Genomic DNA, 22,883 nt, shown 5'->3' with positions numbered 1-22,883 from the left:
CGTGGCGCAGGCGATCGGAATCGACGTCGGCGGCACCGGAATCAAGGCCGCCATCGTCGACACGACCACAGGAGAACTGCTCAGCGACCGGCTGACCGTCGAGACGCCGGAGCAGGCCACGCCGGAACAGGTGGTGAGCGCCGCCCAGCAGTTGGTCGCCGCTCTGCTGGAGCAGCCGGCGGTGCTCGGCACTTTCGGCCTCGAGGGAGTCGCCGCTCGTGATGCGGCGGCTGGCGGATGGAACATCGAGATGCCCATCGGCGTCGCGCTGCCCTCTGTCGTCGTCGACGGCATCACACTGTCGGCGGCCAACGTCTCGACGCAGTGGATCGGTCACGACGCAGCGGCCCACTTCAGCCGCGCGTTCGGCGTGCCGGTCGCGATCGTCAACGACGCTGACGCCGCCGGATGGGCTGAGGCCCACAGCGGCGCCGCCCGCGGCCAACGCGGTCTCACGATCGTGACCACGCTCGGCACAGGCATCGGGTCGGCACTGATCCAAGACGGTCTGCTGATTCCGAACACCGAGCTGGGGCATCTCGAGATCGACGGAGAACCCGACTATGAACGGGTGGCCTCGCCGGTGGCCCGCGAGCGTGACGGAATCAGCTTCGCCGAATGGGGCGCGCGACTGAGCCGGTACTACCAGGCGTTGGAACGGCTGTTCTCCCCGAGGCTGTTCGTCATCGGCGGCGGCATCTCGAGCGCGCCGGAGCTCTTTCTGCCGCATCTCGACGTCCAGACGCCGGTGCACATCGCCCGGTACAACCAGAACGCAGGCATCATCGGGGCTGCGGAGTTCGCCGTGGTCGCCACTGGCTGACGGCAGGGCTGCCGGCGATGCGGCGGCCTCATGCTGTGCCGGTGCATTCGAGGTGTGGACGGGATGCTCGATACGCCGGGTTCTGTCGCCGGCCGCAACACACGAGGTGCCGTGACCGGGTGCGATCATCTCTCTCGGCGTGCCATTGCTGACACGCTCCAGCAACCTACCCGGAGGTACAGGCGGGCCGCCCACCTCCATGCTTGGTCTTGCTCCCGATGAGGTTTACCCAGCTGGGCATGTCACCATGCCCACTGGTGGTCTCTTACACCACCGTTTCACCCTTACCAGCTGCGACCGAGGTCGCCGCTGGCGGTCTGCTCTCTGCTGCACTTGCTCTCGGGTTGCCCCGGGTGGGCGTTACCCACCATCGTGCCCTGTGGAGCCCGGACGTTCCTCGGACCAGATCTCTCTGGCACGCGATCGCATGAGCATCCCGTCCAGCGAAAGAGTCTACTCCCCTGACGCCCCGAACTCTGCATCCGCATCGAAACGGGTCACTGGGCGATCGTGAAGTCCCAGGGATCGGTGCGCAGGTCGCTGACGGTGAAACGCACCTGCGGCAGGCGCTCCGCAAGCTGTCTGGCTGCGACCGGTAGCCACACCCATTCGCTGGCCCAGTGTGAGAGATTCACGACAGCGGGCAGGCCTGCGGCACGCGCGTCGAGGGTCACGTGGTGACGCAGATCGGCAGTCACATAGACATCGGTGGCCTGCACCTGCGGCAGCAGCAGCAGCGAGTCGCCTGCCCCGCTGCACAGCGACACGGTGCTGACCTCACGTTCGAAGTCACCCGAGACTCGCACCTGCGAGGCCGTCGACGGCAGCACGCGAGCGATGTCAGAGGCGAATTCTCCCAAAGTTGTACCCGCCGGCAGCCGCCCCAAGCGCCCTAGCCCAGCATCCCCATTCGCGTCGTCGGCTGGCACGAGCGGGCGTTGCTCTCGCAGACCGATGAGATCGGCGAGCACTGCGTTCACACCGCCAGACGCGCTGTCGGCGTTCGTGTGCGCGCTGAAGAGGGCGATGCCGTCGCGAGCGGCTGCGAAGAGCAGACCGCCGGCGGCGGATGCGGCATCGAGCGTGCGCACCGGGCGAAAGAGCGAGGGGTGATGTGTGAAGAGCATCTGCGCGCCAGATCGTCGGGCCTCGGCGAGCGTCTCAGCTGTGGCGTCGAGCGCGAGGTGCACGTGTGTGACCGTCGCCGTGCGATCGCCCACAGCGAGTCCGGGGTTGTCCCACGCCTCGGCCAACGAGGGCGGCCAGAGCCTCTCGGCGACATCGACGATCTGCTGCAGCGATGTGGTCATGGGCGTCTCCTGACGGCGCGAGATGGGTGTTTCAGGGCTGGACGGGCTAACTGGTGGCGAGGGAGGTGCCGTCGATCGTGACGACGAAGACCAGCGTCTCATGTCTGAGCGCCTCGGGCAGCTGATCAGGGATGCCCTCAGTGGGAGGCACGACCGCCATCAGGGTCGTGCCGACCGGCTGGTCTGTCAGCGCCTCATGAAGCCCCTTCGGCAGAGCCGAGAGCGCACGTGAGGAGGCACCGGAAGCGAAGTCGTCACCGACGACGTCTCCGAGGCCCCAAGTGGTGGTGTACGCGCGAAAGACCAGCTGGTCGTTGTCGGCGACCGGTGCCCCGGTGCCGGGCGTGAGCACCTTGACCTGCGTCGTCTGTGGCGGACGGCCGCTGCCTGGGGACACCTCGATGGGGCGGCCGGACTGAAACGTCGCCTGAGGAAAGTCGTCGTCGGCGAGACTCTGCTGTGTCCGGCGATCTTCGGTCGGCGGAGCGTCGACATCGAGCACGGCGACAAGCCCGCGGTCGGCATCGAGGCCTGTGGCGGCGAGACGCTCGTCGCCATAGAAGCTGCGGGCCTTTCCCGTCACCACGATGCGACTGCCGCTGTGCAGCCCGACGACTGACTCCGCCACCCCGGGCTCGGCATCTCTGACGGTCGTCGTGAACGCACGGGGCCAGGAGCCGGCGGCGCTGATCGCTGTGCCGTCACCGGCGTCGGTGATCTTCGCCTTCACCGAGATGGTGGTGTCATCAGTGATCTTGGGCCCGTCACCGGCGCTGACCACGGAGCGCTGCAGGCCGTCGACGGTCAGCGGAGCGTCGAAGTGCACCTCGGGCTCCGAGCCGAAGTCTGCGGCGACCTGCACCGACTGGGACGCCGAGCCTTCGGAGACGGCGCTCGAGCAGCCTGAGACGATCAGCGCCGTGCAGAGCATGACGCACAGAGCCGCGATGAGACGGACGTCGATGCCGCGACGCGAGGGGTTCGTCGTCATGGGCGGCGCCGCTGCTCCCGCGGTGATCGGCTGGGAGGACCTCTGTGTGCGAGTCACTGTGCGGTGGCGGGAGCCGTCGACTCGATCTTGACGACGAAGATCAGCGCCTCATGCTGCAGAGCGTTGCCCGCGGCATTTCCGTATGCCTCCGCAGGAGGCACAACGGCCAGAACGGTTGATCCGACCTGCTGCCCGACGAGTGCCTTCTGAAAGCCTTTGACCACACCGCTCACGTTGAACTGTGCCGGGTCTGAGCCGAAGTTGCCGTCGAAGTGCTGGCCGTCGCGCCACTTCACGCCTTCGTAATGCACCGTCACCGCATCATTCGCTGAGACCGTTGCGCCTGACCCCGGCGTCAGCACCTTGATCTTCGTCTCTGACGGCGGGTCGCCCTGTGCGGCGGCAACGGTGGGAACGCCTTTGTCGTCGAAGGTCACCGCGGGGAAGTCGGCGTCACCGAAGTCGTCACGAGTCGGTTGGTCATCGGTGACGGTCTTCTCGACCAGATCGAACACGGCGACCAGCGGCTGAGCCGGATCCATGCTGCTGCCGTTGAGCGCATCGCTGCCGAAGAGCTTCGCCGCATTCGCCGTGATCACAACGCGCGATTTCAGCGGCACGCCATCGAGCGCAGCACCGAGTGCGGGATCATACTGTGAGAAGTCGAGCGACATAGTCTGCTGCCAGCTGGAATCGTTCGTGTACTGCTTGCCGTCAGAGCCGTTGTAGAGCGCAAAGCGCACAGACACGAAGTCGTCTTTGGAGATCTTGTCTCCGTCACCGGTGATCACGACGTTCTTCTGCACGTCGTCGGCCTTCAGCGGAGTGTCGAACGTGACCTCAGGCACTGAGCCGAAGTCGCCGCTGACCGTGACGGCATGTGCCACGCTGTCGTTCTGGACGGAGCAGCCCGCGAGCCCGATCATGAGAGCGACCGCAGCGGCGGTGGCGAACAGCTTCTTCACAGAGTGATCCTTTCCCGCAGCCGGATTCGGCCGCACCCCAACAGTATGACAGGGCTCTGGTGTGCAGAGTCGGGTGTGGCGTCGAAGACTCGCGAGACGGTACACGCCTGTACTCCGCCGATCTCAGGCCCGACCGACGCCGGCGCGGTGCAGCGCCTTCGCGATCACCCATCCCAACAGGGTGAACAGCAGCACCGAGACGACTGTCAGGGCAGCCTGGGCGACATCGAGCCAGACCGACCCGGTCTTGCCCTGGAACACCAGTGCGAAGAGCAGTCCCAGCAGAGCTCCGGAGACAAGCGAGCCGATGACGGCTCCGGTGCGGGTGCGTCGTCTGTACCCGGTCACCGCCCAGGGCAGCTCCTGCAGCACGCCGATCATGACGAGGTAGGCAAAGACCGCCCATCCCAGAGACTGAATGGGCGAGATCGCGGTGAGGAGGCCGGCCAGCACGATCGTGATGAGCCCGACCAGCGGTAGCCGGTATGTGCCCTGTGCGATCGCCCCGGGCAGAAAGTACATCCCGATGAGAGCGCCGTATGCCCAAGGGGCAATCGTGATGACGATGATGTGGAGCCCCCCTGTCACCATGAAGAGCAGCCCGGTGACGACGCCGATGGCCGCGCAGCTGAGCAGGATTCTGGTGTTGAGGCGTGGCATAGGGGTGATTCTAGTCTCTGCAGCGCCGATTTGACCGGGGAATCCTGCCTGCTGTCCGGAGCCGCTGACGTGCAGTTCGACAACGCGGTCAGAACCGCGGACACGATCGATGCGGTTTCGTTACCAAACCGCGTTGAGCGGCGTCAAGAGTCACACCAGTATGGTTAGTGCCTCAATTCAGAGGCGCGTCGAGAGGATGACACGTCATGGACAACGAGCTTCCAGCCGGAGAGCGGACCCGCGGGTACCGCTTTCTCGAGATGCTTCCTGCACTGTTGAGCTATGGCACCCTGCTCGGTTTGGTGGTCATCTCGTTCTTCAGCCCCGTCGTCGCAGCGTGTGGCCTGCTCGTCATCGTGCTCATGATGCTGTTCAAAGCCGTGCGTTCGGGTACCGAGATGATGATCGGCAACGCCCGCATGGAATCGGCCGAAGACGTGGACTGGGCGCAGCGCCTCGCACTGCTCGAGCGGCCCGAGGCCGCAGTCATCGACGAGCCGCGCGGTGCCTTCCAGCTGCGTCGTCACCAGCGCAACCTCGCTGCAGCGGCTGCCAATCCCGGGCTCTTCCCCAAGCCCTCGCAGCTGCGCAACGCCGTCATCGTGGCGGCCTACAACGAGCCTTATGAGGTCATCGCACCCACGTTCCAGGCGCTGGCAGACACCACGTATGACAACGACCGTCTCATCGTGCTCTTCGCGTACGAAGAGCGAGGCGGCCAAGGCATGGAGCTCACCGCGAAGCGCGTGCAGCGCGAATTCGGCGATCGGTTCGGTCACTTCGAACTGGTGCGCCACCCCGCCGAGCTGCTGCCTGGTGAAATGGCTGGCAAAGGCGCGAACATCACGTTCGCGGGTCGCCGCCTGCAGCAGATCGTCGATGAGAGCGGGCTCGAGTACTCCGACGTCGTCGTGACCACTCTGGACTGCGACAACGTGCCGTTCCCCTCGTACTTCGACTACGTAAGCTACGAGTACATCGTGCATCCCGAGCGCAAACGGATGTCGTTCCAGCCGATCTCGCTGTTCTTGGGCAACATCTGGGATGCTCCTGCGCCGAGTCGCGTCATCGCCAACGGCAACACGTTCTGGAACCTGATCAGCTCGATGCGTCCGCTCTCTCTGCGCAACTTCGCCTCGCACTCACAGCCCCTCGACGCTCTCGTCGAGATGGACTTTTGGAGCACGCGAACGATCGTCGAGGACGGCCACCAGTACTGGCGCAGCTACTTCCACTTCAACGGCGACTACAAGGTCATCAGCATTCACGTGCCGATCTATCAGGACGCCGTGCTGACAGAGACGTATGGCCGCACCATCAAGGCGCAGTTCAAGCAGCTGAAGCGTTGGTCGTACGGTGCCTCTGACGTTCCCTATGTTGGCGTGCGCGTCTTCGGGCGCACCGCCGGCACTCCGCTGCTCAAAGACATGGTTCGGTTCGTTCAGCTGCTCGACAGCCATGTCAGCCTCGCCTGCATCGCTCCCCTGATCGCGTTCGGCGCGTGGATTCCCTTCGTCATGAGCATGCGTGCCGAATTCATGGACACCTTGGTGCTCAAGCTCCCGTTCATCGTCGGAACCGTGCAGCAGGTCGCCCTGCTGGGCATTCTGCTGATGATGTGGCTGGGCTTCAACATGCTGCCGAAGCGGCCTGCTCGGTACGGCCGCATGCGTTCGTTCGGGATGATTCTGCAGTGGGTGCTGATGCCGGTGACCGGCATCGTCTTCAACTCGCTGTCGGCGCTCACTTCGCAGACACAGCTGCTGTTGGGGCATTACCGCGAATCGTTCGATGTGACCGAGAAGGCGACCCACGCATCCATGGCGACGCATGCCGCGCCGCAGACGCAGTCGATCGACATCTCGAAGATCACCGCGCGCGCCGCCTGACAGAGGTTCTCGTTCACTTCACGACACTAAGATGTGCCGCATGAAGACGATTGCGGTGTACAGCACCAAAGGCGGCGTGGGCAAGACGACCACTGCGGTCAACCTCGCATGGCTCGCCAGCCAGCAGGGACGCGTGCTGCTCTGGGATCTCGACCCCCAGGGCGCCACGACGTATCTGCTCTCGGTCAAACCGAAGGTCAAAGGCGGCGTCGACCGGCTCATCCGCGGAGACGGAGACGTCGCCAAGAGCATCCGGCAGACCGACTATCCACAGTTGGACGTGCTGCCCGCAGACGAATCGTATCGCGACCTCGACCTGCATCTGGAAGACGCGAAGAAGTCGACCAGCAGGGTGCATCGAGTGCTCAAACGCCTGAGCGAGAGCTACGACACCGTCATTCTCGACTCTCCGCCAGGGGCCTCGCTGGTCGCCCGTAACGTGATCGATGCGGCGGATGCGATCGTTGTTCCCCTAGTTCCTGCGGCGCTGTCGTTGCGTGCGTTCGATCAGGTCGCCGACCTGGTGCAGATGCAGGACGCACGGACGCCGATCCTCGGATTCTTCTCGATGGCCGATCGCCGGCGCAAAGCACAGGCCACCGCCATCGAAGAGCTCCCCGGTCTCGACCCGCGCATCGTGCCGGTGGTGGTGCCGTCGACGTCGATCGTTGAACAGATGGGACTGCGCCGTGCACCTGTCGCGACGTTCGCGCCGCACTCCCCCGCAGCAAAGGCCTACAGCGACCTCTGGGCGGCGGTCGAAGGCATCGTTTCTCAGCACTGAACCCGTGGCACTCCGCGGATGATACGAGATCGAAACATCCTGTTGGTTACGATGAAGAGTCAGTTTTGCGGAGTCTGCGCGTACTCGTGCACGACTCTGCCCGTCACTCTGCGCGCACGAAGGTGTGCGCAGCCGAAGAGATGAGGCATAAGCCCATGAGAACACGTTCGAAGTTCGTCGCCGCAGTCGCACTGGCCGCAGTCGGCGGTCTCGCCCTGAGCGGATGCACCAGCACTGCAGGCGACTCCAAACTCATCGACAGCGCGTCGCTCACTGCCTGCTCCGAGGCGCAGTACCCGCCTTTCGAGCGCCCGGAGGGCGACAAGATCGTCGGCATCGACGCCGACATCTCGTCGGAGATCGCGAAAGACCTCGGCGTCGACCTCAAACAGGTGAACACCGCCTTCGAAGGTCTGCAGTCCGGGCAGGATCTCGACAACAAGAAGTGTGACATCGCGATCAGTGCCATCACGATCAACGACGAGCGCAAGACCAAGATGGACTTCTCTGAGCCCTACTTCCACGACGACCTTGCCGTCGTCGTGCCGAAGGGAAGCTCGGTGACCTCGGCAGATCAGGCGCTCGACGGCACGCACACCATTGCCGTGCAGGATGCCACAACGGGTCAGGAGTATGTGACCGGCAAGGGTCTGCAGCCGCAGGGGTTCGAAGACGCCACGCTGGCGGCGACACAGGTCAGCAACGGGTCGCTCGATGTGCTCATCGATCAGGTGGCGCCGGCCAGCGAGCACTTGAAGAACTTCGACAACCTGCAGATGGTCGCCACCATTCCGACCGGTGAGTCGTATGGCATCGCCGTGCGCAAGGGCAACAGCGAGCTGCTCGACTCGGTGAACAAGACGCTCAAGCGCATTCAGAGCGACGGAACGCTGCAGTCGATCTTCGACAAGTACGGTGTGAAGGCGACTGCCTGATCTGTGCCCGATGGGTGTGCGACACGATGATGTGTCGCACACCCATCTCGGCCACGTAACGATATCAGCGTGATCAGACGCTGAAAGAGAGCGACAGGCAAGGTATGTCTCCCGCAAAACGAGCGCGGATCTCGCGCGGCATTCAGTACGCTGTGCTGGTGGTGGTGGTCGTCGTGCTGGCGGTCGTCACTGACTGGCCGAAGTTCCTCAGCACGTTCTTCAACCCCGCGGTGGCTGCGGCGCAGTTTCCCCAAGTCATCAGCGTCGCGCTGCTGAACACGCTGATCTATACGCTCATCTCGTTCTGGTTCGGCGTGCTGGGTGGTGCGGTGCTCGCCCTCATGAGGATGTCATCGGTCGCGCCGTATCGCTGGTTCGCGTCGGTCTACATCGAGCTGTTCCGCGGTCTGCCGGCCCTGCTGGTCTTCATCGCCTTCGGCTACGGCATTCCGAGTGCATTCTCGATCAATCTGAACATCTATGTGACCGTCATGCTCTCGCTGGGCATGGTCTCGGCGGCGTACATCGCCGAGACGTTCCGCGCCGGCCTGCAGGCCGTTCCTCCGGGCCAGCTCGAGGCCGCCAGGTCGCTGGGCATGTCACAGTCGCGTGCGATGATCTCGATCGTGTTTCCGCAGGCGTTCCGCATGGTGCTGCCCCCGCTGACCAATGAGCTGATCCTGCTCACGAAAGACACCTCGCTCGTCTACCTGCTTGGCCTCTCTCTGGGACAGTACGAACTCAGCAAGTTCGGCCGACAAGCGCTGACGGCCCCGGACGCTGGCCTGACTCCGCTGGTCATCGCCGGCGCCTGCTATCTCATCATCACGCTGCCGCTCAGCTGGCTGGCCCGCCGATTCGAGCTGCAGACGACGAGAAAGAGCTTCAAGACGAAGGCGGCGAAATGAGCGCGATCAGCATTCACGGCATCACGAAGTCGTTCGGTGACAACCAGGTGCTCAAAGGCATCGATCTGACGGTCGAGCCGGGTCAGGTCGTCTGCCTGATCGGCCCCTCGGGCTCGGGCAAGTCGACCGTGCTGCGCTGCGTCAACATGCTCGAGACACCCGACGAGGGTGTGATCGAGGTGGACGGAGACACGATCACCGATCCTGACGTCGACATCGATCGGGTGCGCCAGGGAATCGGTCTGGTGTTTCAGCAGTTCAATCTGTTTCCTCACCTCACGGTGCTGAGGAACTGCATGATCTCTCAGGTGAAGGTACTCGGGCGGTCGAAGGCCGAGGCGGAGCGTATCGCTCTCGAGAACCTCGCGAAGGTCGGCCTGGCCGATCGAGGCGACGCTCTGCCCGCTCAGCTCTCCGGAGGGCAGCAGCAGCGCGTGGCAATCGCCCGCGCACTGAGCATGAACCCGAAGCTGATGCTCTTCGACGAGCCGACCAGTGCACTCGACCCCGAGCTTGTCGGCGACGTGCTCGCCGTCATGCGGGAGCTCGCAGGTGCCGGCATGACCATGCTCGTCGTAACCCACGAGATGGCCTTCGCGCGTGACGTCGCCGACGTCGTCGCGTTCATGGACGACGGCGTGATCGTCGAGCACGGACCTGCCGAGCAGGTCATCACCGCGCCACAGCACCCCCGCACACGCCAGTTCCTTGAACGAGTGCTGCACCCGACCGAGGTGAGTCTCGACCAGTCATGAGTCGTCGCCTGCACCTGAGTGTGCCGCTGCGCTGGAGCGATGCCGATGCCTATGGGCACATCAACAACGTCGCCGTGCTCGCTCTGGTCGAGCAGGCGCGTGTGCTGTTCTTCGCCCAGGCGGAGTGCGACGACGAGACGCTGCCTCGTCTCGACGGCGAGAATCTCGGCCGCAGCCCCATCTTTCTGACCGGTCAGCGCATCGAGTATCGGCTGCCGCTGCGCCTTGAGCTCGAACCGGTGCGCATCGATATGTGGGTAAGCCACATCGGCGCAGCCGACTGCGAGCTGAGCTATCAGATCAGGCAGCAGGCAGAATCCCCCATCGCAGCCGTCGGGCTGAACGGGCTGGTGTTCATGAACCCAGAGACGGGTCACCCTCGTCGTCTCACTGGAGGCGAGCGACAGGTGCTCGCAAGTCTGCTCGGAGAGCAGGTTCGGCTGCGCCGCTGACGTGCCTCGCCGACGGTGTCTGTGCGCACCGGAGCCCGCACGAGCAACGGTGAGCTCACCTGTCGCACACGTGACGTGGTGCAGCCGTCGGATGCGCGAATGGACATACCTGCGGTCATCGCGCAAGATAGTCATCAAGGGGCTGTATCCAGACGTACCGCAATACCTGCAGAGCCGCAGGCTCGCGCTGTACGTCCTGACAGCGACTGGGGGCTGCGTGAGAACGCCGAACACACTCTTCACACCATGCGACGTCGATTCCGTGCTGGCATCACTGCAGGCGACGTCGATTCCGCGGTCTGCATCGGGGACGAACGCCGTCGGCGCGCATGGTGTGGTGCTCGACGCAGACGGAGACACTGCACGAGGACAGCTGATTCTCTCGCTGGTACTCGATGCTCTGCCCGACGATCAGCGTCTCGTGCACGTTCGTTCGATCGGTGCTGCGGAGTCTGCGGCAAGCGTCGCTGCTCGAATCGCGGCCGATACGCCAGTGAGCGGCCTGACCGCTGCCGAGCTCGGCCGGAGCATGGCCGATGCGCTGCGGCGGGCGGCCGACGGGCGTACCACCATTCTGGCCGTCGACGATCTCAGATCGCTGAATGCCGATGTGCTCGATCTGATGGCCGAGGCGGCTCGCGCCTGCGACGGCTCGGTTCGTCTGGTGGCAGTCTCGACGAATGGGGATGTTCCGCCTGCGTTGGCAGGAGTGCATCGGCTGCGACTGGAACCGCTGACATCGCGGGAGCAGCTGCTCCTGGCGCGCAGACACGGGGTTCGAGCGGATCCGGCCGTCGTGCAGATCGTCGGGCATCTCAGCGACGGCGATGCCGACTCCATGCTTCGACTCTTCGAACAGGTCGACAGTGCACAGCTGCAGGGCACCAGGTCGCTGGCGAGGATCGAGCGCTTCTTCGCTGAGAGCCCCGAACGGCAGCCGCCCTGTGATGTTTCCTCAGACAGCGCGCTTTCCTCCCCTGTCTCCGAGACCGGCATTGCGCCTTGCGACGTCGTTCGCCTGCTGAGCTGCTCGCGCTATCTGCCGGTCGCACTGATCAGCGCTCTGCAGCCAGGAGGATGGCCTGCGGTTCAGGAGCTCATCTCGAAGCGGGTGGTCTCGATCGCCGGCGACGTCGTGTCGCTCGTGAGTCAGCGGCTGCGCGCCGAGACGTACTGGGGTCTGACCGCGGATGAGCGTCAGGAAATGCTGCAGCGTCTGGCAGCGGCGACGGCTGACGGTCCGGAGTTGCTGCATCTCTGGTTCCTGCTGCGCAGCTCGGAAGAGGCCGCTGACTCCATTTCTGTGTCACATCGCCTGATCGCCAGCCTTCCCGGAGCTCTGGCAGCGGTGGTCGACGGGCCTGCAGCCGAGGTGCAGGTCGTCCAAGTGCTCGAGGTCATGGAGCATGTGGCCGATCTCGTGCACACTGACGATTCGCTCGTGGACGACTGGCTGAAGGCACTGCGGCTCTTGGGCGCACGAGGCTTCGCCGCGCTCGCGCGCCGATATCTGCGCATGGTCCCGACGACGCTGGCCGATCCGCAGACTTCGGTCACGAGAGCCCATCTCGATCTCAAGCTCGAACTGTTGGAAGACGGACGCATCGATCTCTCGAACGTCTATGCGACTGTGCATCTCTACGGCGAACTCGCGCCAGCTGCGACACTGAACATGCTCGCCGAGCTCACTGCACGGTCACTTCTGCTCTGTCACGTACGCGACGCGCGGCAGCTGGTGCAGCTTGCCGATCAGCTCCCCCAGACCGACACCGTCGCAGCACGTATTCTGCAGCGCGCTCGGTCGCTCATTGCGCAGCTGACGCTGCAAGAAGCTGCGGCAGCGGGCGAGCCGGCAACGACGTCAGGAGTGCCCGCAGCATCCCCCGAAGCACCGGCGTCGTTGCACCGGACGACTGGGAGGACTTTGTCTGCCGCATCCGTCTCTTCGACGACGTCTGCACGCCAGACGAACCAGGTCGGGAAGCAGACGACCACACAGACTGCTGCCGACCGTGCGCGGCCACGCCTCAGCCGACGACGTACGCTCAGCGTCCTGGAGCTGCTGCTGCAGGCTCAGGGGCATCGCCTGGCGGAACGCTGGCAGCAGGCGCGGGAGACCTGCGCTCTGGCTCTCGAGACCGCAGACGGCCTGCGTCTGCACGTCGAATCGACGCTCTACCTGCTGGTCGAGATCGAAGTCGCGGCAGGCTGCCTCTCGGCCATGCGATCGACGTTCCAACGGCTCGAGAGACATGCGACCTCTCGACTGCGCAGCCTGCAGCACACATGGGCCGCAGCGTGGGTGGCATTGTCGCTGGGAGACTCGGCTCGTGCCAGACGTCTGCTCAACGAGACGATCGACCCGGCACCAGCGCCCGGCAGCTCGGTGCAGCTCGCGCGGATTCAGGCGCTGTTGGGCAAGCTGCTGCTTGCTCATGATCCTCGGCGGGCCCTTCGTCTGCTGCAGAGCGCACGCGCATCGACGTCTGAGATCGCGCTGCCGAGCGTGATGCGCCTGCACGGCGACGTGATCGAAGCGGCTCTTCAATGTGGCAGAACCGCGGCCGCGCAGGATGCCCTGTCGGAGCTCGTCATCGCAGAAGCGCGCTCACCGCAGCGATGGACGTCGCTGACGATTGACCATGCCGTCGCAGATCTCGAAGCGCTCGGCGTCGACGTCAGCGGCATCTGCCCGGTCGCCCCCACTGTGGGAGAGCAGTGGCAGATCGCCTTGGCCCCACGGCACAAGGCCGTCGGACAGCTGGAGTGTGCGACGACAGCTGTGGGCTACGCGCGCTGGCTCTTCATGATCGGCGACGCGAACGCCGGACATCAGGCGATCGAATACGCGGTCACCGCGTTCGAACAGGCAGGGGTCGTCACCGACGAGAAAACGGTGGCACGGGACGTGCTCGCCAGCGCTCGGCTGATCCGTGAGGCAGAGCCCGAGACCGAGGGGTTCCTGATCAGACAGCGCGAGACGTCCTCTGTCGGGCTCTCGAGGCTGGATGACGAACAACGCCGGATCGTGGAGTACGTGCGAGCCGGGCTGCGCACGAAGGACATCGCTCAACGCCTCTTTCTGTCGGTGCGCAGCGTCGAGCTTCGACTCACGGCGATCTACCGCACGCTGGGCGTGCGTTCGCGCCGCGAGCTGCTCACACTTCTGAGCGAACAGCCGTCGGGTCACGACGGCTCCTCGGTGTGACTGAAGGGCCGGCGACCTCGGGCCGACGATCCGGGCTGATCCAGCTGCCGCTGGACCGCCTGCGACTGAGCGCGCGAAGCAGCGATCGCAGACAGCGGCTCGCGTCGTAGATGCGCATGAACGGATAGAACGGAGCGAACAGCAACATGCCCCAGCGGCGGCCGAGCACACTGCTCACCAGCGTGACCAGCAGATCGGGAAGCCAGAGCCCGGCGAGCAGCAGCAGCGGCGGAAACTGGCCGACGACTGAGGCACCCCAGCCGTTTCCGTCGAGACCGAGCCAGACGGCTGCGGCGCACGTGACCGAGACGACGAACATGGGCAGCCAGAGCAGCATGATCAGCGAACTGAGCACCAGCTCGAGTGCGTGCACCAGCACAGTCGCCCAGAACAGACTGGGCCGCGGCCGATGCCGCAGCAGCGTCTGCCAAAATCCGAGAGTCCACCGACTGAGCTGTCTCGTGTAGTCGACCAGCGTGTCAGGATCCTGTGTGTAGGCGATTGCGGCATGCGGGTGGAAGGCCACGCGGCCGAGACTGCGAGCGTGCACCTCGAAGGTCATGTTGTAGTCCTCGATCACCAGCCCGGGCGCATCGATGTCGATCTGACGAAGAGCCCGTGAGCGATAGAGACTGGCGAATCCCGGCACGATGTAGACCGCGTTGATCCACGGAGCAGCCTGGCCGTACTTATGCAGATACTGCACGACGGTGTAAACCCGTTCGCGGTACCAGACCAGCAGACGTCCCAACAGCGATCCGGCGGCTTCTGGATGCAGGGTGCGCGCTCGTCCGGCGACTGCGGCCACGTCGTTGTCCTCGGTGAGGCGAAGGGCAGTGATCGCGTAGTCGTCGGCCAAATGTGTGTCAGCGTCGAGCAGCAGGACGAACTCATACCGGTCGGTGAGGTGAAAGTGCGCGATGGCGGCGCTCAGCGCACCGGCCTTGCCACGATTCGGGTTCAGCTCGAGCACCTGCACACCGAGCCGACGCGCGATGTCTGCAGTTCGGTCGGTCGATCCGTCTGAGACCACATGGATCTGCTCGGGTGAGAACTGGGTCAGAGCGCGTCGCAGTGACGCCTCGAGCACCGACTCCTCGTTATGTGCGGCCATCAGAACGGCGATGTCGCTGTTCGACCACCGAGGAAGGGTCGACCCCAGACGCTGTCGTCGTCGTTCGCCGTGCTCCGTCAGCCAGCGAATGACACCGATGACCCCCCAAATCATCGTGGTGACTCCCACGATCGCCAGCATGAACACGATCAGACCCCAAGCCATGATCGACTCCCCTCCTGCGCACTGTGCCCTCGGTACAGACTCCGTCGTCTTCGGCGCGATGCCTCTCACGCTACGGACATCGGCTCGCCGATGGGTCCTTCGTCTCCGCACTGTCGCCGCAGCGGTTATGCGGTCCCGCATCCGGCAGAGGCGCATGCGCGCATTGCATCCGCAGATCCCGCGGCCCGATCCGCAGGCGCGGTACAGGCCTTCCGCAGGCGCCGGCAGACGTCTCCGCAGAGCGACCGAAGAAGGCTGCCGCATCGGTTGCCCGGCTGCAACGCCGAAAGGCACGCTCAGAGAGCAACAGTGACGCAATGGTGCGTGAAGGGCGGGGATCATATCTCCGGCGGAGCGCCCCCAACCGGAGAGTGGACACCGTGGAACTCACATCGACCAGACAACAGCTCAGCGAACAGCGTGCGCGGCTGGCGCTCAGCGCGCTCGGAACCGTCACCGAAGACCGCTCAGGCGCGACCACAGCAACGACCTTCACCGATTTCGACTACGACGTCGCGATTCTGGGTCTCGGCTACGTCGGTCTGCCGACGGCTCTCGCCTACCGTGCGGCCGGTCATCGCATCGCAGGCATCGACGTATCGGAGCAGCGCGTTGCGGCGATTCGACGTGGCGACGTCGATCTGATTCCGAGCGATCGAGTGCTGCTGGAATCACACCGCGACAGCGACGGGCTGCTGCTGACCACCGACCTGTCGGCGCTGCGGCGTGCGGCTGCGGTGATCATCTGCGTGCCGACCCCGGTCAGCGATGATCTGAGCCCCCAGCTCAGCATTCTGCACAGCGCGTGCATGACAGCCGTGACCAACGCTGTCACGGGGCAGCTCATCGTGCTGACTTCGACGACCTATGTCGGGTGCACCGAGGAACTGGTCGTCCAGCCGCTGCGAGACCGAGGCATGAATCCGGGCGAAGACGTCCACGTGGTGTTCAGCCCGGAGCGCATCGACCCAGGCAACGTGCAGTTCGGCCACGAGGCCGTTCCTCGCGTCATCGGCGGCGTCAGCCCCGCCTGCGCAGCACGCGCGGTCGACCTGCTCGGCTCGGCGGTCGAGCAGACGCACGTCGTGTCGTCGCCAGGCCATGCCGAGATGACGAAGCTGCTCGAGAACACCTTTCGCGCGGTGAACATCGCGCTGGCCAATGAGTTCGCCGACATCTGCCGCGAGCTCGACCTCGACGTCAGCGCGGTGATCGATGCGGCGGCCACCAAGCCCTACGGCTTCATGAAGTTCACGCCCGGCCCCGGGGTCGGTGGGCACTGCATCCCCTGCGACCCGCACTACCTGCTCTGGCAGCTGCGGCGTCAGCGCGTCGCCGCTCCGATGATCACCCAGGCGATGCACGAGATCAGCCACCGCCCGGGTCGCGTCGTCGATCGGGCGAAAGACCTGCTCGCCGAGAACGGCATTCCGCTGAGCGGAGCGCGTGTGTTGGTCGTCGGAGTCGCCTACAAGCCGAATGTCGCGGATGCTCGGGAATCGCCCGCCATCGAGATTCTGCAGCGGTTCTGGAGTGCGGGCGCGCTCTCGCGCTACTACGATCCGCTCTTCCCATCAGTGACGCTGCCCGATGGCCACACCCTCACCTCTGTGCCGAACCCCGGTGCCAACGAGCCAGACATCGTCGTGCTGCACACGCTGCATCGCGACATCGACCTCTCGTGGATCACGCCGAAGACCCCGGTGCTCGATACGACCTACGGTGCGACCGACATCGCGCACCGCAGCGTGCTCTGAACGCGGGCCGCCCTCACGCAGCCTGACCCGGCACCCCCCGATGGCCACGATTCACCATCAGCGGCACCGACGCCGCCGCACGAAGACGAAGGAACACACATGCACACTCTCATCACCGGCGGCGCCGGCTTCATCGGCAGTCACTTGGCCGAGTACCTGATCAGTCAGGGAGACGACGTCACCGTGCTGGACAACCTCAGTACGGGACGACTCGCCAACCTCCGTCAGCTCAGCCGCGACCCCAGGCTCGGCTTCGTCGAAGGCGACGTACGCGACACCGAGCTCGTGGAGAGTCTCATCGCACAGGCCGACCGTGTCTTTCATCTGGCGGCCGCCGTCGGCGTGCACGTAATTCTGGACGACCCCCTGGGCAGCCTGCGCACCAACTTGCACGGCACAGAGAACGTGCTCGCGTCGGCAAACCGGCACGAGACCCGTGTGCTGCTGGCCTCGACCAGCGAGATCTACGGCAAGAACACCGCAGACAGGCTGCATGAGAACTCGGATCGCATTCTGGGGTCTCCTCTGTTGAGCCGCTGGACGTATGCCGCAGCGAAGGGCATCGACGAGGCCTTCGCACACGCGTATTGGCGCAAGCACGACCTGCAGGTGTCGATTGTGCGGCTGTTCAACACAGTTGGGCCGCGACAGACCGGCCGCTATGGAATGGTCGTGCCCAGACTTGTGCGTCAGGCTCTCAACGACGAGCCGCTCACCGTCTACGGCGACGGCGAGCAGACACGATGCTTCTCATACGTCGGCGACGTGGTGCCTGCGCTCGTGGCGGTCGAGGAGCATCCTGACTCAGCAGGCAGAGCCTTCAATCTCGGCGGTGCGCAGGAGATCTCGATCAAGGCGCTCGCCGAACAGATCATCGACGTGACCGGCAGCCGCAGCATCATCGAGCACATCCCCTACGATCAGGCCTACGGCGAGGGCTATGAAGACATGCGGCGCCGGGTGCCCGACAACACAGCTGCCAACGAACTGGTCGGCTTCGTTCCGAAGACTTCGGTGCGTCGCATCATCGAGCTGGTCGCCCAGGCGATGCTGCGTGATCAGACCGACCGGGCCGGCGGTCTGGGCAGCACGCCCGAAGGGGCCGGGGCGACCGCCGAAGTGACGCACCGCACGCTGGCCGCCGAGGGCTCGGCGTCGTGAACCGCGCAGGGGTGCGAGCCGGGCCGCGCCGTCGATTGGCGGTGACGGCAGCCGCCACGCTCTTCGGCAGCGTGGCTTTGGGCGTGGGCGTCGTGGCGATGCCTCCCACCGACGGCGTCAGCGCATCGAGCGATGCGGTCGCGGCGATCGCCGAAGACGGTCTGAGCCCGCACGCGACCGACGTTCCTCTGCTCACGCTTCAGGAGGCAGGAGTGCAGCGGCTGACGAACGATGCTCCTGCGATCGTGAGCCTGACCTTCGACGATGGCACACAGGATCAGGTGCTGGCTGCGAACATCCTGGCCAAGCGCGGTCTGGTCGCGACGTACTACGTCACGACCGGGCAGACCGGTGCCCCCGGCTTTCTCACCCGCGACCAGCTGCACGGTCTCGCCGATCTCGGCAGCGAGATCGGCGGGCACACCGTGCACCACCTCAATCTGCCGACAGTGACGCAGAACGAGGCACGCCGTCAGATCTGCCAGGATCGCGAGAATCTGCGTCAGTGGGGGCTGCCGGCGCAGAGCTTCGCCTACCCGTATGCGGCGCACAACGATGAGGTTCAGCGCGCAGTGCGCGACTGCGGCTATGCCTCGGGGCGCGGTCTCGGCGGTGCGGTCGGTTCGGGCGAGTCGATGCGCCTGGCCGGAGAGACGATTTCGCCGGAGGCCAAGATCGTCGAGTCGCTGCGGCCTGAGAACCCGATGGTGACGCTCGCACCCAACATGTTCGATAGACGATCAGGCATCGAGGCCTATCAGAAGGATGTCGAAACCGCTGTCGGCGTGGGGGCAGGTTGGACACAGCTCACGTTTCACGGCATCTGCGAGCGAGAGGCGACCACCTGCCCGGAGATCATGGTCACTGAGCAGGAGCTGGAACGGCTGGCCGACTGGCTCGTCGAACAGGTCGTCGCAGGGCGCGTCGCAATCAGGACGGTTGGCGAAGTGATCAACGGCGACCCAACGGCTCCGGTGCCGAGCGCCTACCTCTCAACCGGCTCGGCAGGCGATCCGAACGCGCAACATGCGGCGTTCACTCCGAGACGGAGCTCCGACCCCGGGCACAGAGTCAGTGATTTCACACATCAGAATGCCCAGGGAGCGCCCATCTGCTGGAACGGTTTCGCCTACGGCGACAACACCGCGAACTTCACCATCACCTCGAAGACAGGCCACGAAGGACAGGAGGCGCTGCGCCTCGAGCTGACGGCGAAAGGGCCCGGCGAGGCGAAGTGGCTGCCCATCATGGACCTCGGCGAATGCTCGCTCGCAGCCGAAGGCGGGCAGAGCAGAGAGATCACCTACACTGCGCGAGGTGGTGGGGCGCAGAGTCAGCCGGTGGCATTCGTCCGGGACGAGACCGGCAGATGGACGTACTTCAGCGCTGGCCGCTTCACCCCGCTGGGCGAGGAATGGTCCGAACACACCTGGAAGACCCCCGACCTGCCCGCAGGCACGACAGCGCTCGCGGTGGGCATCGCCCTGCAGCAGACCGGCTGGAACGAGGTGCGTCAGATCACCGTGCAATGACGGTGATTTGCCAGAAGGCCGGCTCGGCTGAGACTGTTGTCGCATGACCTCCCCCGAAGCGCCCCGGCCCGATCCCCCGTCAGACGGAGGCGACCGGCACTCTTCGGGGCCTGGCGACGCAGCTGCCCGGTTGACCGTCTCTGACTCGGCGTCACCGGTGCTCGGGCTGCACCCTCGCGCGCTGAGTCATCCGGTGTGTCCGCGAGCCAAGTCCATGTGGCGGCTCAACGCACTCATCACGAACAGCGTCATCCTCGCTGTGCTCGTCGTGGCGGCGCTGCTCTGGGAGCCCGTGCGCATCTGGTCGCTGATCCTGGCCGCCGTCACGATCGTCTCAGCACTCGTCGAGATCTTTCTCGCACCGAGCATCCGCTATCGGGTGCACCGCTGGGATCTGACCGACCAAGCGGTCTATGCCCGATCCGGCTGGGTCACACAGCACTGGCAGGTCGCTCCGTTCTCCCGGATTCAGACGGTCGAGGCCAAACGCGGACCGGTGCAGCGCATGTTCCGTCTGGCATCGGTCAAGGTGACGACGGCCAGTGCGAGTGCCGACGTGACCATCGTCGGGCTCGATGAGCAGGATGCCGACAGCCTGGTGCAGTCGCTGACCGAAGCGACCCAGTCGACGCTCGGCGACGCGACATGAGCGGCGAGAGTGAGCATCCGACGACAGGACGCGCCGAACCGGAGTGGCATCGGCTGAACCCCCGCACGGCTCTGGTCGGGGTCGTCAATCTGCTGCTGCGCGGCGTACCGGTCGCGGTCGCGGCGATCGTGCTGAAGAACGCAGGTGATGGCTTTCCCTTCGCATTCGTGGCGCTGATGGTCGGCCTGCTGCTGCAGCCGGTGAGCTATCTCGTTCGGTATGCGACGTTCCGGTATCGCTTCACCGAGCGTGAATTCGAGGTCACGTCGGGGCTGCTCTCGCGAACGCGACATCGGGTGCCGCTCGAGCGCATCCGCACGGTCGAGATCGAGTCGCGGCTGCTGCACCGGCTGCTGCGGGTCTCGGTGGTGAACATCGCGACGGGTGAGGCCAAGGCCGATCAGCGGATCAAACTCGACGCCGTCGACCAGCATCATGCCGAGAGGCTCCGAGGCCTGCTGCTGCGCCAGCGTGCTCCGCAGGATGCGCAGATCGTGCCCGCCGGCGGGTGGCCGGATGCCACCGGCAGGCCGGAGACGTCTGGCTCAGAGCCGGGGCATCCTTCGACACTGCAGCGGAGCGTCGACGAGCGCGGTGACTCGAACACGGCGCGCGACGACATCGAGACCCCGATCGTCGCGCTGCGCGGGCGCTGGGCGTTCTACGAGATCTTCACGGTGCGCACGCTGACGATCCCGCTGATTCTGTTCGGTGCCTTCTGGCAGCTCGTCGAGAATTTCAACCTGCTGAGCGGTGAGCAGATCGAGGGCCTGTACACGTCTGCGCAGCGTGCGTTCGTCGGGCTCGCGCTCGCGGCACCGCTCGTGGTCGCCGTGCTCGTGCTGATGAGTCTTGGCGCGATCACACTCTTCTTCGTGAACTGGTGGGGCTTCACCCTGGTGCGCAGCGGTCACCGGTTCGTCTCGCGTCGCGGTCTGCTGACGACGAAGACCTCGGCCGTCGACGCGCGACGTATCCGCGGCATCACAATGAGCGATTCGATCGTGATGCGGCTGGTGCGGGGCGTACAGCTGGTGCCCATCACGACCGGTCTCGGCGGGCTCGGCACGTCGAGCGGCACAGGCGGCGGGCCAGCCTCGAACGACGCGCGGCTGCTGCCGACGGTCGGTCGTACCGAGGCGCACACCCTCGCCGAGATTCTGCTGGGTGACTGCGACGGCGGACGCAACGGCGACCTCGTCGCGGAGCTGCCGGGTGGCAGCATGCCGACCGATGCCCAGCTGTTTCGCAGAGGATGGCTGAATCAGCACCCCCTCGTTGCGCTGCGGCGGCGGCTGATCCGGCTCTGGCTTTGGGACCTCGTTCTCGCGGCGGTCTGTGCAGCGTTCGTCTTCGGTCTGGGGTGGTCGGCAAGTCTGCTCTGGGCGCCTGCTACTCTCGCGGTGCTGCACGTCGGCGTTGCGTTCGGAGACTACCGCCAGCTCGGACACCGGCTGATCGGCGTTGACGATCGCGGAGCATCTGTGGGAACCGTCGTGAGACCGACGATCTGTGTGCGCCAGGGGTTTGTGCTGCGCAAGGTGCACCTGCTGCAGCTGCGAGGTGTCTGCGGCGTCGCCGTCGATCAGTCCTGGCTGCAGCGACGTGCCGGAGTTGCGACGGTGATTCTGAGCACCGCGGCTGGAGAGCACACGTACCGTGTGCGTGACTGCAGCGAACGTCAGGCTGCCGAGATCCTGCGTGCAGCAGCCGGCGACGAAGCGCTGAGCCGCTGACAGTCGCGCTTCCTGCGCCTCTTCGCAGGGAGCCGTGACCGCACAGGGGATCTTCCGACAGGGCGACTTCCCCACTGTGTGGACACCGCAGCCGCCATGGCGGCTACTTGGCAGCAACCTGCAACGAGGTGATCCTGCCGTTCGCGTCGACGGTCGCGGTATCCGTGCCGGTGATGGCGAACACCTGGCCGTCGGCGTGACGTCGAGCGACAGCCCACTCGACGACCACTCTCGTCGCATCCGTCGACCGCGAGTTCCAGACGTGGTGAAGCTCGGTGTTCCGCGCGAAGAACGTGTGAAAGAAACTGCGGATCGCCTCGGCCCCGGTTGCCGACTCCCCGCGCCCTGAGACGAGGGTCGCATCAGATGCGAAAAGGCCGACGAGCTCCTCGAAGTCCTGCGGGTGCTGGCCAGCGGTGTTCGACAGAGAGAAATACCGATCCAAGACATCCGTCGGCGAGTTGCCGCTCATAATAGGCCTCTCTCTGGCACATGCGGGCGACCTGCAATTCCGGGCACCGCAACTACCGGCGCTCATCGTAGTTTCGCGCTCAGACGCGGTCAAGGGTCTGTTCGTGGCTGCCTTTTGGTGCCTCGGGACGCAGCGAGATCTGAATTCTGTTCGCCTCCGCCCCGAAGCGCAGGGCCAGTCTGCTCATCTCCGCCGACAAGGCTGGCCGGACGAAACGGGCTGCGCCGAGCCCGGCGACGACCGGGCCGATCAGGCGTTGCCCTCGACCCAGTCGCGCAGGTGTCTCAACGGCGCCGACGCGCTCTGCCCGAGCTCGGTCAGCGCATACTCGACGCGGGCGGGAACCTCGGCATAGACCGTGCGCGTGACGAGGCCGTGCGCTTCGAGCCGCTTGAGCGTCTGCGAGAGCACCTTCGGGCTGATGCCCTCGAGACGACGTCTGAGCTCGCCGTTGCGCAGCGCGCCGTCTTCGAGTGCGCCGATCGCCAACGCGCTCCACTTGTTCGCGAGCAGATCGAGCATGTCTCGGCAGGGGCACATAGCCGCATAGACGTCGTTGCGTTCGCACTCACTGCCCTCACCGCATGGGAGACGCTTTTCGACCACTTCGGACTGAC

20 protein-coding genes and 1 other RNA gene are annotated in these 22,883 nt (G+C 65.2%); 13 read left to right on the top strand and 8 right to left on the bottom strand.

The features are described from left to right. The first annotated feature begins 1 nt into the window (after position 1). Positions 2-823 (top strand): ROK family protein, encoded by an 822-nt coding sequence (locus F8O07_RS07430; RefSeq protein ID WP_158031438.1) that lies wholly within the window; start codon positions 2-4, stop codon positions 821-823. Between the two features lie 55 nt (positions 824-878). Here F8O07_RS07430 and rnpB read toward each other — a convergent pair. The 5 genes from rnpB to F8O07_RS07405 all read right to left on the bottom strand — a co-directional run bounded on the left by rnpB (position 879) and on the right by F8O07_RS07405 (position 4,749). Continuing rightward, positions 879-1,262, bottom strand: an RNA gene (gene rnpB / locus F8O07_RS07425) — RNase P RNA component class A. Positions 1,263-1,320: 58 nt separating this feature from the next. Next, positions 1,321-2,133, bottom strand: a complete 813-nt coding sequence (locus tag F8O07_RS07420) for a Nif3-like dinuclear metal center hexameric protein (RefSeq protein WP_158031437.1) — start codon at positions 2,131-2,133, stop codon at positions 1,321-1,323. Between the two features lie 46 nt (positions 2,134-2,179). Further along, entirely contained in the window at positions 2,180-3,124 is a 945-nt protein-coding gene (locus F8O07_RS07415) for a hypothetical protein (protein WP_158031436.1), read from the bottom strand. Positions 3,125-3,177: 53 nt separating this feature from the next. After that, entirely contained in the window at positions 3,178-4,089 is a 912-nt protein-coding gene (locus tag F8O07_RS07410; protein WP_158031435.1) for an FKBP-type peptidyl-prolyl cis-trans isomerase, read from the bottom strand. Between the two features lie 123 nt (positions 4,090-4,212). Beyond that, positions 4,213-4,749: an ECF transporter S component gene (locus F8O07_RS07405; protein ID WP_158031434.1), complete on the bottom strand. Its 537-nt coding sequence runs from the start codon at positions 4,747-4,749 to the stop codon at positions 4,213-4,215. A 206-nt stretch (positions 4,750-4,955) separates the two neighbouring features. Here F8O07_RS07405 and F8O07_RS07400 point away from each other — a divergent pair, with 206 nt between their 5' ends. The 7 genes from F8O07_RS07400 (at position 4,956) to F8O07_RS07370 (ending at position 13,680) form a co-directional block, all read left to right on the top strand. Beyond that, the gene (locus F8O07_RS07400) at positions 4,956-6,638 is read left to right on the top strand and encodes a glycosyltransferase (protein ID WP_192496695.1); all 1,683 of its coding nucleotides are present in this window, start codon (positions 4,956-4,958) and stop codon (positions 6,636-6,638) included. A gap of 40 nt (positions 6,639-6,678) precedes the next feature. Next, positions 6,679-7,422, top strand: a complete 744-nt coding sequence (locus F8O07_RS07395) for a ParA family protein (RefSeq protein ID WP_158031433.1) — start codon at positions 6,679-6,681, stop codon at positions 7,420-7,422. A 155-nt stretch (positions 7,423-7,577) separates the two neighbouring features. After that, on the top strand, positions 7,578-8,357 hold the full coding sequence (locus tag F8O07_RS07390; RefSeq protein WP_192496694.1) for an ABC transporter substrate-binding protein: 780 nt from the start codon (positions 7,578-7,580) through the stop codon (positions 8,355-8,357). A gap of 104 nt (positions 8,358-8,461) precedes the next feature. Continuing rightward, a complete protein-coding gene (locus tag F8O07_RS07385; protein ID WP_158031431.1) occupies positions 8,462-9,265 on the top strand; it encodes an amino acid ABC transporter permease in 804 nt (267 codons plus the stop codon). After that, positions 9,262-10,020, top strand: a complete 759-nt coding sequence (locus F8O07_RS07380; RefSeq protein ID WP_158031430.1) for an amino acid ABC transporter ATP-binding protein — start codon at positions 9,262-9,264, stop codon at positions 10,018-10,020. The genes F8O07_RS07385 and F8O07_RS07380 overlap by 4 nt, the downstream gene beginning before the upstream one ends. Beyond that, a complete protein-coding gene (locus F8O07_RS07375; protein WP_158031429.1) occupies positions 10,017-10,472 on the top strand; it encodes an acyl-CoA thioesterase in 456 nt (151 codons plus the stop codon). Before F8O07_RS07380 ends, F8O07_RS07375 begins: the two co-directional genes overlap by 4 nt. A gap of 262 nt (positions 10,473-10,734) precedes the next feature. Beyond that, positions 10,735-13,680: a helix-turn-helix transcriptional regulator gene (locus F8O07_RS07370; protein ID WP_192496693.1), complete on the top strand. Its 2,946-nt coding sequence runs from the start codon at positions 10,735-10,737 to the stop codon at positions 13,678-13,680. Here F8O07_RS07370 and F8O07_RS07365 read toward each other — a convergent pair. Beyond that, positions 13,631-14,959 carry a glycosyltransferase family 2 protein gene (locus F8O07_RS07365; RefSeq protein ID WP_158031427.1) on the bottom strand — a complete coding sequence of 443 codons (1,329 nt, stop codon included), beginning with the start codon at positions 14,957-14,959 and terminating at the stop codon, positions 13,631-13,633. The genes F8O07_RS07370 and F8O07_RS07365 overlap by 50 nt on opposite strands. Positions 14,960-15,339: 380 nt before the next feature. Between F8O07_RS07365 and F8O07_RS07360 the strand changes: the two genes are divergently transcribed. The 5 genes from F8O07_RS07360 (at position 15,340) to F8O07_RS07340 (ending at position 21,794) form a co-directional block, all read left to right on the top strand. Next, complete coding sequence (locus tag F8O07_RS07360) at positions 15,340-16,716, top strand: nucleotide sugar dehydrogenase (protein ID WP_225733219.1); 1,377 nt, start codon at positions 15,340-15,342, stop codon at positions 16,714-16,716. 99 nt (positions 16,717-16,815) lie between these two features. Next, complete coding sequence (locus tag F8O07_RS07355) at positions 16,816-17,877, top strand: GDP-mannose 4,6-dehydratase (protein ID WP_158031425.1); 1,062 nt, start codon at positions 16,816-16,818, stop codon at positions 17,875-17,877. Positions 17,878-17,918: 41 nt separating this feature from the next. Then, positions 17,919-19,409 (top strand): polysaccharide deacetylase family protein, encoded by a 1,491-nt coding sequence (locus F8O07_RS07350; RefSeq protein WP_158031424.1) that lies wholly within the window; start codon positions 17,919-17,921, stop codon positions 19,407-19,409. A gap of 43 nt (positions 19,410-19,452) precedes the next feature. Beyond that, positions 19,453-20,058, top strand: coding sequence for a PH domain-containing protein (locus F8O07_RS07345; RefSeq protein ID WP_158031423.1), 606 nt, complete (start codon positions 19,453-19,455; stop codon positions 20,056-20,058). Then, positions 20,055-21,794, top strand: coding sequence for a PH domain-containing protein (locus tag F8O07_RS07340; RefSeq protein WP_158031422.1), 1,740 nt, complete (start codon positions 20,055-20,057; stop codon positions 21,792-21,794). The genes F8O07_RS07345 and F8O07_RS07340 overlap by 4 nt, the downstream gene beginning before the upstream one ends. A 103-nt stretch (positions 21,795-21,897) precedes the next feature. Here the strand turns inward: F8O07_RS07340 and F8O07_RS07335 are convergent, their stop codons facing one another. Continuing rightward, a complete protein-coding gene (locus F8O07_RS07335; protein WP_192496692.1) occupies positions 21,898-22,266 on the bottom strand; it encodes a nuclear transport factor 2 family protein in 369 nt (122 codons plus the stop codon). 249 nt (positions 22,267-22,515) lie between these two features. Beyond that, positions 22,516-22,788: a winged helix-turn-helix transcriptional regulator gene (locus F8O07_RS10715; RefSeq protein WP_225733218.1), complete on the bottom strand. Its 273-nt coding sequence runs from the start codon at positions 22,786-22,788 to the stop codon at positions 22,516-22,518. Positions 22,789-22,883 lie beyond the last annotated feature (95 nt).

It is taken from the genome of Pseudoclavibacter sp. CFCC 13796, assembly GCF_008831185.1.
GTDB lineage: Bacteria > Actinomycetota > Actinomycetes > Actinomycetales > Microbacteriaceae > Pseudoclavibacter_A.
Note: the sequence above shows the minus strand (reverse complement) of the source record. Positions and strands in the feature narration are given on the sequence as shown.

What these genes read in the sequence shown, in the direction of transcription:
- F8O07_RS07420 (WP_158031437.1), bottom strand. Translation starts at nt 2,133, where the DNA reads ATGACCACATCGCTGCAGCAGATCGTCGATGTCGCCGAGAGGCTCTGG.
- F8O07_RS07415 (WP_158031436.1), bottom strand. Translation starts at nt 3,124, where the DNA reads ATGACGACGAACCCCTCGCGTCGCGGCATCGACGTCCGTCTCATCGCG.
- F8O07_RS07405 (WP_158031434.1), bottom strand. Translation starts at nt 4,749, where the DNA reads ATGCCACGCCTCAACACCAGAATCCTGCTCAGCTGCGCGGCCATCGGC.
- F8O07_RS07400 (WP_192496695.1), top strand. Translation starts at nt 4,956, where the DNA reads ATGGACAACGAGCTTCCAGCCGGAGAGCGGACCCGCGGGTACCGCTTT.
- F8O07_RS07395 (WP_158031433.1), top strand. Translation starts at nt 6,679, where the DNA reads ATGAAGACGATTGCGGTGTACAGCACCAAAGGCGGCGTGGGCAAGACG.
- F8O07_RS07390 (WP_192496694.1), top strand. Translation starts at nt 7,578, where the DNA reads ATGAGAACACGTTCGAAGTTCGTCGCCGCAGTCGCACTGGCCGCAGTC.
- F8O07_RS07385 (WP_158031431.1), top strand. Translation starts at nt 8,462, where the DNA reads ATGTCTCCCGCAAAACGAGCGCGGATCTCGCGCGGCATTCAGTACGCT.
- F8O07_RS07380 (WP_158031430.1), top strand. Translation starts at nt 9,262, where the DNA reads ATGAGCGCGATCAGCATTCACGGCATCACGAAGTCGTTCGGTGACAAC.
- F8O07_RS07375 (WP_158031429.1), top strand. Translation starts at nt 10,017, where the DNA reads ATGAGTCGTCGCCTGCACCTGAGTGTGCCGCTGCGCTGGAGCGATGCC.
- F8O07_RS07365 (WP_158031427.1), bottom strand. Translation starts at nt 14,959, where the DNA reads ATGGCTTGGGGTCTGATCGTGTTCATGCTGGCGATCGTGGGAGTCACC.
- F8O07_RS07355 (WP_158031425.1), top strand. Translation starts at nt 16,816, where the DNA reads ATGCACACTCTCATCACCGGCGGCGCCGGCTTCATCGGCAGTCACTTG.
- F8O07_RS07345 (WP_158031423.1), top strand. Translation starts at nt 19,453, where the DNA reads ATGACCTCCCCCGAAGCGCCCCGGCCCGATCCCCCGTCAGACGGAGGC.
- F8O07_RS07340 (WP_158031422.1), top strand. Translation starts at nt 20,055, where the DNA reads ATGAGCGGCGAGAGTGAGCATCCGACGACAGGACGCGCCGAACCGGAG.
- F8O07_RS07335 (WP_192496692.1), bottom strand. Translation starts at nt 22,266, where the DNA reads ATGAGCGGCAACTCGCCGACGGATGTCTTGGATCGGTATTTCTCTCTG.
- F8O07_RS10715 (WP_225733218.1), bottom strand. Translation starts at nt 22,788, where the DNA reads ATGCTCGATCTGCTCGCGAACAAGTGGAGCGCGTTGGCGATCGGCGCA.